We start from the raw sequence: 10,846 nt of genomic DNA, 5'->3' as shown, positions 1-10,846 counted from the left end.
TATTTAATGAGACGAAGGTGAATAAGATGTTCTCTTTATCCGATGAACAAGAAGCGATTCAATCGCTTGCGAGAGAGTTCGCTTCACAGGAGATCGCGCCTTACGCAAGACATTATGATGAAACGGAAAGCTTTCCCGTGGACATCATGAAGAAGCTATACGAGATCGGCTTGTCTAACTTGGCGATCCCCGAAGCGTATGGCGGTGCGGGTATTGATAAGATAACCCATGCCTTGATCATAGAGGAGATCGCAAAAGCATGTGCCGGTGTTGCGACCAGCCTGGATGCAAATTCGTTGGCTTCCTATCCGATTCTCGCGGGGGGAACGGAGGAGCAGAAGCGCGTTTATTTGCGGCGTCTGACGCAAGAAGGACAGTATGCGGCTTTCGCGCTGACGGAGCCCGCTGCCGGCAGTGATGTAAGCTCGTTGCGAACGACAGCGGAGCGAATCGGAGACGATTACGTGCTGAATGGTGAAAAATGCTTTATTACAAATGCCGGCGTAGCGAATTTTTATGTGGTGCTTACTAAGCTGAAAAATGAAAGCGGATCAAAAGCATTTACTGCGTTTATTGTCGATCGGGACGCTGAAGGCGTATCTGTTGGGGAAAAAGAGAAAAAGCTCGGACTTCGCGCATCCGATACGGCCTCTGTTCTGTTCGAAGATGTGAAGGTGAAGTCAGCCCAACGTCTGGGTGCTGAAGGGGAAGGCTTTAAAATTTTCATGAAGGCTCTGATGAATGCCAGACCGATGGTTGGGTCGCAGGCGGTTGGAATCGCCCAAGGCGCTTACGAAGCCGCCTTGCAATATGCAAAGGAGCGAAAGCAGTTTGGAAAGCCGATCGCCGAGCTGCAAGCCATTCAATTTATGCTGGCTGACATGGCAATGACGATTGAAGCATCCCGCTTGCTGGTTCATAAAGCGGTGTTTCTGCTTCAGGAAGGACGTCCTTCCGTTAGACATGCATCGTTTGCCAAGTGTTACGCTGCGGATACGGCAATGAAGGTAGCTGAAGACGCGGTACAAATCTATGGAGGTTACGGCTTTATCCGCGAGTACCCGGTCGAGAAATATTTTCGGGACGCCAAAATAATGCAAATTTATGAAGGAACGAACCAAATCCAGCGCGTTGTTATCGCCAAAGAAATTTTATCCTGACATGCTAAAGAGCGTTATCATTTCGGAGAGGAGAAGCCAATGGATATTATTGTGATCATGAAGCAAACGATGGATACGGAAGAAAATGTGGTGATGGCCGACGGAAGCGTTCGGGATGACGGAGTGCGTTTTATTATCAATCCATACGATGAATATGCTGTGGAGGAAGCCGTACGATTGCGGGATGAGTTCGGGGGTACAGTTACCGTCGTCTCGATCGGGCCGGACCGTGTGGAAGCTGCGATGAGAACAGCATTGGCCATGGGCGCAGATCAAGGTATCCTGGTCGATGATGAGTTGCTGTTCGGCGACGAATGGACCACTTCGAAAGTTTTAGCGTCCGCCATTCGCGTCCGTCCGTTCGATCTCATCCTGACCGGCAATATGTCCATCGATAACGGATCAGGTCAGACGGGACCCCGAGTGGCGGAGGAGCTTGACATTCCGCATGTTTCGTCCGTTACGAAGCTGACGGTGGAAGGCAGCCGGATTACAGTAGAGCGGGACGCAGAAGGGGATACGGAAACCGTGGAGCTCTTGCTCCCTGCGCTTGTTACCACCCAGCAGGGGTTGAATGAGCCGCGATATCCCTCCTTACCGGGTATTATGAAGGCGAAGAAGAAGCCGATCGACCGGGTCGGAGCAGCAGACCTTGGCTTGAACATGGAGGAAATCCGACCGAAAACCATCGTAGTCCAGCAATATGCGCCCCCAAAGAAGGGGACGGGTAAGATACTGGCCGGCGATGTGCAGACCCAGGCGTCGGAATTGGTCCGGCTTCTCCGCAATGATGCCAAAGTGATATAAGAGGAGGAACCGTGATGAGCAGAAACGTACTTGTCTTGGCTGAAATTCGGGATGGCCGCATTCGAAGCGTGACCTTCGAGGCGCTGAGTGCGGCAAGGCTGGCGGCGGAGGGCGGAACGGTAATCGTCGCTTTATTGGGAAAGGAAGTGTCCGTATACGAGCCTTCTTTGAGAGCGCATGGTGCTGACCGGATTTATAAGGTGGAGCACGAGGTACTGCGGCATTATACTCCGGATGCGTACATACAGGCATTCGCGGCGTTATTCAAAGAGGTCAGCCCGGATTGTGTCTTTATGGGGCACACCGCGATCGGTAAAGATCTGGCTCCCCGCACCGCCGCCAAATTGGGATTGGGATTGATCTCCGATGTAACCGATATTGCTCTGGCAAACGGCGAATTGATCTTTACGCGTCCAATTTACGCAGGCAAAGCATTCCAGAAGAAAACAATGACAGAGAGCATCATCTTCGCCACGATTCGTCCTAACAACATTCAAGCCGGCCAACCGGATGCATCACGTATTTCAGAAATAGTGGATTACAAGATGGAATTTACGGAACTTCGTTCGATTGTACGGAATGTGGTTCGTCAATCGCTGGGAAGAGTTGATCTGTCCGAAGCCAAAATTATCGTTTCCGGAGGAAGAGGAGTGAAGAGCGCTGACGGCTTCAAGCCTCTGGAGGAATTGGCTGACGTGCTCGGTGCCGCGGTAGGCGCCTCACGAGGGGCGTGCGATGCGGGTTATTGCGAATATTCGATGCAAATCGGCCAGACGGGCAAAGTGGTTACGCCGGATTTATATATTGCTTGTGGCATTTCGGGGGCAATTCAGCACGCTGCCGGTATGTCTAATGCCAAGGTCATTGTTGCCATTAATAAGGATCCGGAAGCGCCGATTTTTAAAATTGCCGATTACGGCATCGTCGGGGATCTCTTCGAAGTCGTACCATTATTGTCGAATGAATTCAAAAGCGCATGGACATCTTAACCGGAGGATTTTCGAACATGTGGCCCCTGCTGAATTTCGCTGCTTTCATCGCTGTTACAGGGTTCGCGGTCTATTGGTTTGCAGCAGTGGTTTACAGCCGCGTCACCTATATTCGACTGGGTAAGCCCCATCAACTGAAACAAGATCTGGACGTACGGATTCGAGAATTTCTTATTCAAGTATTTGGCCAGACGAAATTGCTCAAAGACAAAAAAAGCGGCATTATGCATATGGTGATGTTTTACGGATTTATCATTTTGCAGCTCGGCGCTGTGGAGCTTATCGTGAAAGGCTTTATACATGGGTTCGAGCTGCCGCTTGGAGCGGCGCATCCCTACTTTAGTTTAACCCAAGAGGTGACGACCTTCCTGGTTCTATTGGCTGCTGCCTACGCTTTTTACCGGAGGTATATTGAGAAGCTTCCACGGCTAAAACGAGGCCTCAAGGCTGGCGTTGTCATTGTGTTCCTTGCCGTATTGATGAGCTCGATCTTACTGTCGTTGGCGTTTGAGCGGCTTTGGTTAGGGGCGGACGGCAGCGTGTATGCGCCTTTCTCTTCTCTGATGGCGGCTTTGTTTACCGGACTGCCGGAAAGCTGGGATGCTGCCGCTTTTTATCTATTCTGGTGGGTACATATGCTTACGCTGCTGGCTTTCCTGATCTATGTTCCGCAATCGAAGCACGCCCATATATTGTTTGCACCCGTAAACATCGCGCTTCGCGATACCAAACCTTACGGGAAACTGAACTCACTGAATTTGGAAGATGAGAACCAAGAGTCCTTTGGCGTAGGCAGAGTGGAGGACTTCCGGAGCAATCAATTAATCGATTTGTACGCGTGTGTCGAATGCGGGCGTTGTACCCGGATGTGTCCCGCCTCAAACACAAACAAGACCTTGTCTCCGATGGATCTCATTGTAAAGCTGCGTGATCACTTAACGGAGAAGGGGGCCGTAACCTCCCGCACACCCTGGATCCCTTCATTCTCATTCGCATCTGCTCCCGCAGCCGGGAATATGGAGACGGGTCGGCAATCCGCAGAGAAACGCTTAATCGGTGATGTGATTACGGAGGAGGAGCTTTGGGCATGCACTACATGCCGCAATTGCGAGGATCAATGTCCTGTTGCTAATGAGCATGTGGAGAAAATCATCGACATGCGCCGGTATCTGGTTTTGACACAAGGGGATATGCCTCACGAAGCGGCACGATACTTTCAAAATGTTGAGCGGCAAAGCAATCCATGGGGGATCAGCCGCAAGGATCGGATCAAATGGCGTGAAGGTCGTGACGATCTCGTCATCCCGACTGTAATGGAAACCGATGATTTCGAGTATTTGTTTTTTGTCGGCTCCATGGGCTCGTTTGATATCCGAAGCCAAAAAATCGCCCAATCGTTCGCCAAAATCATGAATACGGCCGGCGTGAAGTTTGCCATACTGGGCAATGAAGAGAAAAATTCGGGCGATACGGCAAGAAGAATGGGGAACGAAATGCTGTTCCAACAGCTTTGTCAAGAAAATATCGCGTTGTTTCAAACCTATGGAGTACGGAAAATCGTAACGATATGCCCGCATACGTATAACACGTTTAAAAACGAATATCCGGAATTTGGCCTGGATGCGGAAGTATACCATCATACGGAGCTGATCTGGAAACTAATCGAAGAAGGACACATAAGACCGGATAAGGAAGTCGAGGAAGCGGTGGCCTATCATGATTCATGCTACTTGGGCCGTTATAACGGGATCTTCGACATCCCGCGCCTTATTCTTCAAGCGGTTCCCGGTGTGAAGCTGCTGGAATTGAAGCGGAACCGCGAAGACGCGATGTGCTGCGGAGCGGGTGGAGGAATAATGTGGCTGGAGGAATCTCAGGGCAAGCGCGTGAATGTCGAGCGAACGGAGCAAGCGCTTCAGGCGCGTCCAAGCGTCATAGGGAGCAACTGCCCTTATTGTTTAACCATGATGAGTGACGGTGTAAAAAGCAAAGAGCTGGAAAATCAGGTGCAAACCCTGGATATTGCCGAAATTGTGGAACGATCGTTATAACATTTCATTATGCATTTTTTTCGAACGTAATATTAATATGGAATAATGGGTTTGATATTGCCGGACACCAGCTTTTCCGGAGTATCGGTCCTTTCGCCTTCGACATTATCGGAGCGGGAGGGCGTGATTTTGCCCCTGCTGGATGTACGCTATTCATGTAAGAAACCGCTTTATTATGACAACGTCATCACGGTGATGACTGTATGGATAAAGTCTGATGATGGAATAGTATTGAGGAAGGACCCAGATCGTGGGATGCAAAGCAGGCATCCTTGTCTCGGGTCCTTTTCGTAAATAACGAAAAACGGTGAGATCATGAGCATAACGGCTGGGACATGCTTGTAAACAAAGATCATTGTCAATTTCATGGCATAATCCGTTTTGTCAAAAGAGGGCACAGGAGTATAATGAGAACAGCACAAATATCTCCCTGCTAAACAGGGGTTAAATCAACAAGGAGATATCTTATGGGAAAACTTTCCCGGACGCAAACCATCTATCTCATCATCTTTTTAGTCACCGTCTGGGGAGTGAATTGGCCATTATCCAAAATTGCGCTGTCTTACACACCACCGGTGCTGTTCTCGGGACTTCGAACTTTGATTGCGGGTCTTATTCTGCTGCTGGTCGCCCTGCCAAGATATAAAAGACTCCATTTCAAAGAATCTTGGCCGATCTATTTGCTTTCCGCTTTATTTAATGTCGTTTTGTATTATGGGCTGCAGACGATCGGGTTGAATTATTTGCCTGCCGGCCTGTTTTCTTCGCTTGTCTTTCTTCAGCCTGTGCTTGTGGGTATCTTCTCATGGTTGTGGCTGGGGGAATCGATGTACGGCTTGAAAATTGTGGGCCTTATTCTCGGTTTTTCCGGAGTGGGACTGATTAGTACCGGCGGAATATCCGGTCATATTTCCTTTGCCGGCATTCTGTTTGCCTTGGGATCTGCGCTCAGCTGGGCGATCGGAACCGTTTATGTGAAGAAAAAGGCTAAGTCTGTGGATCCGATCTGGCTGGTAACGCTTCAATTGGTCATCGGCGGACTCTTCATGACCGTTGCGGGCCTGGGCGTTGAGAGCTGGTCCGATATTGTTTGGGCACCTGCTTTTGTCCTCAATCTTTTGTTTATTTCGATTTTTGTCATCGCGATCGGCTGGCTTGTGTTCTTCAAGCTCATTGACTCCGGTGAGGCGAGTAAAGTGGCTTCATACACTTTTATGATCCCCATCGTGGCCATTCTGATCGGCAGTCTGTTTCTTCGTGAACCGCTCACTCTTTCACTTTTGGGTGGGGTGGCCTTGATTCTTGTCAGTATTTATTTCGTGAACAGGACCCCGAGAAGGATTGCGTTAAAAAGCAAAAGCTGACAAACGGTTTTCGAATTTGAGATAACACAAAGAGAACCTCCGAGATCGGAGGTTCTCTTTGTGTTATCTCTGCTTGGTTTGCCGCATCATTTGAAATTGGTTGAACAATTTTTGGCGAGCCTCTTTGTTTCTGAGCAAATAGGCAACACCCATGCTAAGAGCAGTCCATATCATTTTTCTCATCATCAATACCTCCGTCACTGAGAAGTTTGTGCCAGCTTCACAAGCATATGAGCCAGCTTATGCTGCTCTTCCTGCGAACCTACCTTCCAAAGCTCCTGAAGGAGTTTTTCCTCGCGGTTGCGAGGCTCCTCATGATCGGCCAGGTAGTTCGCTACCTTCTCAGCCGTTTGAGCTAACTGCTCTTCATTCATGCCGAATTTCTCGGCCATTTCGATTCGTTTACCCAGATAGCTTTTGAAGGAATCGAAATTTTGCAGAATTTCGTCCTTTTGTCCGGCACCCATATGATTCAGGGTATTGTCCACCTTCTCATCAACGGTTTGGTCATTGCGATTAATGTTCAACATCATAACGCCTCCTTAATGGTTTAGTGTGACATGCCCTAATTAACCTTCAGATTTAGGGATGAATCATTCACTTCGTTTCAATAATCGAACGGCTGGTGTAAACATAATTAACCAAAACCAGCAAACGGAAGATATCATTCATGGAGTACAAGTCTAAGAAATTGCACAGCGGAAGCTTATATTGGCCTCATCCTCTTTCTGAAATTCCATCGTATCCCTCTTTAAATCAACGAATGGGTACCCAGGCCGCGATTATGGGGGAGAGATGACAGTAGCGCTCTGTGCTGCGGTTTTGGCCGAAGCGGGTGTTCCTGCCGTACTGCTGGAAGGGGGGAGCATTGCCTCCGCAAGTACAGCGGCCGATACAGGTCCTCTTCAATTTTCTAACGATATCATGCTTCATGAATCAGCCGAACAAGTCGGTGAGCTGCATGCTCCCTTTCTTGGAGTAGATGTGGAACAGCCGGGCATTTTTCATGCTTCAAGAGGTGGAGGGAATGGAAAGGTTTATGGCATGATGGCCGCTGAAAAGTTTAGGGATGATCTCCATGGAAGAAAGCATCCTTTAACATCATTATTAACTCTACAACGAGAAAAGTGGAAAAATATAAGAAGCTCAGTAAATCATCTTTAGAATTAAAATGTTTAATAGATGACATCGAAGGGTAATAACATCACAAGAAACACCATTATAAAAACACTTAAGGAGGAGTTATCATGCTGACAAATTGGAGAAAGAAGTTGATCGTCGGAGCTATGGCAGTAGTTCTTTCATTGGGTGGATTGACCGGCTGCGGTGATGGAGTGGATCAGGATAACGGAATCAGCGATGGACAAAAGCAGGATGCACCGGATACGACGACAAAGCCTTAATATAAATTATTGGTCTAATCCAAGTAAAAATAGTTTGGGTAGAAAGCCGCTTATCTGAACTGCACCTCCAATTGTTAGGGTTGTCTAACAATTGGGGTGCAGTTCAAACAGGCGGCTTTTTATTTATCTGTCCCGAGCCTTCCACGGATGTTTATGGACGGGAAGACGAAATACTACCGACTACAATTGTTTTCTTATATGGAGACCTAGACGGTTTATGTTTCAATTTAATGAATTATGGGTAAACAAATAAATTATAAAGGGGGGAATGCGGATGATTCGTTTTGAAAAAGTGAGAAAAGTATATGAAGATGGATTTGTGGCTCTGAAAAACATTGACCTCGAATTCAATGAAGGCGAATTAACCGTTCTGATCGGCCCAAGCGGATGCGGAAAGACTACATTGATGAAGCTCATCAATCGTCTGAATAATCCGAGCCAAGGAAAAGTATTGATCCGGGATAAGGACATTTCCAGCATCGATCCGATTCAATTAAGGCGGAGCATAGGATATGTTATTCAAAGCATCGGCTTGTTTCCGCATATGACAATTGCGGCTAATGTGGGTGTCGTACCCCGGCTGCTTCATTGGGATAAAGCGCGGATTGATCAGAGGGTAGATGAGCTGCTGCACCTTGTGCATCTCGATCCTGATACATATCGTAACCGGTATCCGGCAGAACTTAGCGGCGGTCAACAGCAGCGCATCGGTATCATTCGGGCGCTAGCGGCCAACCCCGAAATTATTTTGCTCGACGAACCTTTCAGCGCGTTAGACCCGATCAGCCGTGAGCAGCTGCAAGACGAGCTGGTCAGACTTCAGCAGGAATTAAAGCAAACCATCGTCTTTGTAACTCATGACATGGATGAAGCGCTTAAGATCGCGGATACGATTGTTCTCATGAAGGATGGCGAGGTCGTTCAGAAGGGAAGTCCCGAACAGATTTTGCGGCATCCGGCCAATGATTTTGTAAGAAATTTTATCGGGGAGAAGAGACTCCAAACCGAAATGTCGGGTGAAATGCTTAAAGTAGACGATGTCATGACCGAGAATGCCGTAACCGCATATCCGACTCGGGGCTTGGCGGAAGCCATCAAGCTGATGGAAAAGCGTAAAGTGGATTCTTTAATTGTTGTAAACCGCAATAATGATTTACTCGGATATGCATCCATCTTTAGTGTGTTGGATATGTATCGGAAGGAACTCGCAACGTTGGCCGACGTTATAAAGCCCTTTGAGCACGTTGTAGAATCGGGTATGCCGGTCACTGCCGCCATCTCACTTATGAATGAGCAGGGGCTGCCTTATGTGCCGGTCATCCGCCATGGACGATTCATAGGTCTTATTACCAAAGGAAGTCTTGTACGGCATCTGGCCGATGTGTATACTCCGGTCGAAGCGCCGGACACCGAGCTTCCCGAGGTTGTTGTGTCCAGATTGCAGTATGAGGAGTCGCATCCGGAGATGAAGGGCGGCGGAACGGTATGATCGGCCAATATTTCGAATTTGTCCTAAGCCGTCAGGAAGATATTTTACGAGCCCTGCAGGAACACTTGGTTATTTCGGCCGTATCCGTGCTGTTCGGAGCCATTGTGGCGATTCCCATCGGAATTTGGCTGGCCGGCAACCGGATTTCCTGGTTAAACGGCGTGATTTTTTCCATAGCCAATATTTTGCAGACCGTACCCAGTCTTGCGCTGCTGGCGATACTGATCCCGCTGCTTGGTGTTGGCCGTACACCTGCCATTTTTGCGTTGTTCCTGTATTCGCTTATGCCGATTTTACGAAATACATATTCCGGTTTTCAATCGGTTGATCCGAACCTTCTTGAGGCTGCAAAAGGGATGGGATACAACCGAAGGCAGCGGTTGCTCCAGATTCAGCTGCCGCTTGCTTTTCCATATATTATGTCAGGGATTAGGGTCACTACGGTATACATCATCAGTTGGGCTACATTGGCGACGCTGATCGGCGCAGGAGGACTTGGACAATTAATTTTTGCCGGCATGGGAACCAACAGGAAAGAGCTTATTTTTACGGGCGCTATCCTGGCGGTGATTTTGGCTCTTGCCGCTGATTTTATCCTGAGTCTTGCTGAAAAGCGAGTCACGGCCAACACCCATTCGGGCAGCCGTCAAACCGCCGCAGCACGGGGGGGAAACCAATGATTCGACAGAAATCCGCTTCCTTGCCAAAGCTAATGATCATTGCCGTCCTTCTCATCCTGCTGCTTTCGGGCTGCAGTAATGAAGACAAAATCATTATCGGCACGCAAACCTATTCGGAACCCAAGATTTTAGCGCAAATGCATAAGCTATTGATCGAGGATCGGACCGGCCTCAAGGTCGATGTTCTTCCCGATCTGGCATCCAGTGCTGTTGTCGCGCAGGCAATGAAAAACAACGATATCCAAATGGCCGTACTGTATACGGGCATGATCTTTGATAATTATTTTCCGATTGAGCCCGACAAAGATCGCGAAAGGGTGTTTCAGCAGGCCAAAGAAGGTTTTGATAAGTACTACGGCTTTCATTGGTTTGATCCGTACGGGTTTGAGAACACGTATGCTTTTACCGTAAGAGAAGACGTAGCGCGGCAAGGCCATTTAGCCAATATTTCCGATGTAGCACCTACAGCCGGCAATATGTCGCTTGGCGTAGACACAACCTGGCTGGAGCGTGAGAATGACGGATATCCCGCTTTTCGCAAGCATTACGGCATCACCTTCGGCAAAACGCTGCCTATGGAAGTGGCGCTGGTATACAAGGCTGTAGCGAACAAAAATGTAGATATTGTCCTGGCTTATTCTACCGATCCTCGGATCAAGGAATACAAGCTAACCTCCCTTAAAGACGATAAACAGTTTTTTCCGCCTTATGACGCGGCGCCTGTCATACGAAACGATATTCTGGCGAAGCACCCGGAGCTCAAGGAGATTATTAGTCAGCTGGCCGGCAAGATCGACGTACAAACGATGATCGAGTTGAATTATGAAGTTGACGTCAACAAAAGAAATGAAAGAAAAGTAGCCGAGGACTATTTGAAAAAGGTCGGACTTCTGAATTAAAGAA

11 protein-coding genes are annotated in these 10,846 nt (G+C 48.3%); 10 read left to right on the top strand and 1 reads right to left on the bottom strand.

Annotation, left to right across the window (positions count from 1 at the left end; all coding sequences use genetic code 11):
- Window positions 1-26: 26 nt before the first annotated feature.
- From ACZYR9_RS00390 to ACZYR9_RS00370, 5 genes are all read left to right on the top strand, one after another.
- Window positions 27-1,160 carry an acyl-CoA dehydrogenase family protein gene (locus ACZYR9_RS00390; protein ID WP_488976469.1) on the top strand — a complete coding sequence of 378 codons (1,134 nt, stop codon included), beginning with the start codon at window positions 27-29 and terminating at the stop codon, window positions 1,158-1,160.
- Between the two features lie 39 nt (window positions 1,161-1,199).
- Window positions 1,200-1,967 (top strand): electron transfer flavoprotein subunit beta/FixA family protein, encoded by a 768-nt coding sequence (locus ACZYR9_RS00385; protein ID WP_488976468.1) that lies wholly within the window; start codon window positions 1,200-1,202, stop codon window positions 1,965-1,967.
- Between the two features lie 14 nt (window positions 1,968-1,981).
- Entirely contained in the window at window positions 1,982-2,956 is a 975-nt protein-coding gene (locus ACZYR9_RS00380; RefSeq protein WP_488976467.1) for an electron transfer flavoprotein subunit alpha/FixB family protein, read from the top strand.
- 17 nt (window positions 2,957-2,973) lie between these two features.
- Window positions 2,974-5,007 (top strand): (Fe-S)-binding protein, encoded by a 2,034-nt coding sequence (locus ACZYR9_RS00375; RefSeq protein ID WP_488976466.1) that lies wholly within the window; start codon window positions 2,974-2,976, stop codon window positions 5,005-5,007.
- Between the two features lie 467 nt (window positions 5,008-5,474).
- Entirely contained in the window at window positions 5,475-6,371 is an 897-nt protein-coding gene (locus tag ACZYR9_RS00370) for a DMT family transporter (RefSeq protein ID WP_488976465.1), read from the top strand.
- 197 nt (window positions 6,372-6,568) lie between these two features.
- On the opposite strand, the gene ACZYR9_RS00365 is transcribed toward ACZYR9_RS00370, so the two are convergent.
- Window positions 6,569-6,838 (bottom strand): DUF3243 domain-containing protein, encoded by a 270-nt coding sequence (locus tag ACZYR9_RS00365; protein ID WP_488977114.1) that lies wholly within the window; start codon window positions 6,836-6,838, stop codon window positions 6,569-6,571.
- Window positions 6,839-7,166: 328 nt separating this feature from the next.
- On the opposite strand from ACZYR9_RS00365, the gene ACZYR9_RS00360 reads away from it, so the two are divergent.
- The 5 genes from ACZYR9_RS00360 (at window position 7,167) to ACZYR9_RS00340 (ending at window position 10,842) form a co-directional block, all read left to right on the top strand.
- Complete coding sequence (locus tag ACZYR9_RS00360; RefSeq protein WP_488976464.1) at window positions 7,167-7,535, top strand: hypothetical protein; 369 nt, start codon at window positions 7,167-7,169, stop codon at window positions 7,533-7,535.
- An 83-nt stretch (window positions 7,536-7,618) separates the two neighbouring features.
- Window positions 7,619-7,774 carry a hypothetical protein gene (locus ACZYR9_RS00355; RefSeq protein ID WP_488976463.1) on the top strand — a complete coding sequence of 52 codons (156 nt, stop codon included), beginning with the start codon at window positions 7,619-7,621 and terminating at the stop codon, window positions 7,772-7,774.
- Between the two features lie 274 nt (window positions 7,775-8,048).
- Window positions 8,049-9,263, top strand: a complete 1,215-nt coding sequence (locus ACZYR9_RS00350; protein ID WP_488976462.1) for an ABC transporter ATP-binding protein — start codon at window positions 8,049-8,051, stop codon at window positions 9,261-9,263.
- On the top strand, window positions 9,260-9,943 hold the full coding sequence (locus tag ACZYR9_RS00345; protein ID WP_488976461.1) for an ABC transporter permease: 684 nt from the start codon (window positions 9,260-9,262) through the stop codon (window positions 9,941-9,943). Before ACZYR9_RS00350 ends, ACZYR9_RS00345 begins: the two co-directional genes overlap by 4 nt.
- A complete protein-coding gene (locus tag ACZYR9_RS00340) occupies window positions 9,940-10,842 on the top strand; it encodes a glycine betaine ABC transporter substrate-binding protein (RefSeq protein ID WP_488976460.1) in 903 nt (300 codons plus the stop codon). The genes ACZYR9_RS00345 and ACZYR9_RS00340 overlap by 4 nt, the downstream gene beginning before the upstream one ends.
- Window positions 10,843-10,846: the final 4 nt, after the last annotated feature.

The organism is Paenibacillus sp. F024, assembly GCF_057814255.1.
This window is presented reverse-complemented; position numbering and strand designations above follow the sequence as displayed.

Excerpts from the sequence above, each read along its gene's own strand:
- ACZYR9_RS00385 (WP_488976468.1), top strand. The coding sequence starts at position 1,200 with ATGGATATTATTGTGATCATGAAGCAAACGATGGATACGGAAGAAAAT.
- ACZYR9_RS00370 (WP_488976465.1), top strand. The coding sequence starts at position 5,475 with ATGGGAAAACTTTCCCGGACGCAAACCATCTATCTCATCATCTTTTTA.
- ACZYR9_RS00355 (WP_488976463.1), top strand. The coding sequence starts at position 7,619 with ATGCTGACAAATTGGAGAAAGAAGTTGATCGTCGGAGCTATGGCAGTA.
- ACZYR9_RS00360 (WP_488976464.1), top strand. The coding sequence starts at position 7,167 with ATGACAGTAGCGCTCTGTGCTGCGGTTTTGGCCGAAGCGGGTGTTCCT.
- ACZYR9_RS00340 (WP_488976460.1), top strand. The coding sequence starts at position 9,940 with ATGATTCGACAGAAATCCGCTTCCTTGCCAAAGCTAATGATCATTGCC.
- ACZYR9_RS00390 (WP_488976469.1), top strand. The coding sequence starts at position 27 with ATGTTCTCTTTATCCGATGAACAAGAAGCGATTCAATCGCTTGCGAGA.
- ACZYR9_RS00380 (WP_488976467.1), top strand. The coding sequence starts at position 1,982 with ATGAGCAGAAACGTACTTGTCTTGGCTGAAATTCGGGATGGCCGCATT.
- ACZYR9_RS00365 (WP_488977114.1), bottom strand. The coding sequence starts at position 6,838 with ATGGGTGCCGGACAAAAGGACGAAATTCTGCAAAATTTCGATTCCTTC.
- ACZYR9_RS00345 (WP_488976461.1), top strand. The coding sequence starts at position 9,260 with ATGATCGGCCAATATTTCGAATTTGTCCTAAGCCGTCAGGAAGATATT.
- ACZYR9_RS00375 (WP_488976466.1), top strand. The coding sequence starts at position 2,974 with ATGTGGCCCCTGCTGAATTTCGCTGCTTTCATCGCTGTTACAGGGTTC.
- ACZYR9_RS00350 (WP_488976462.1), top strand. The coding sequence starts at position 8,049 with ATGATTCGTTTTGAAAAAGTGAGAAAAGTATATGAAGATGGATTTGTG.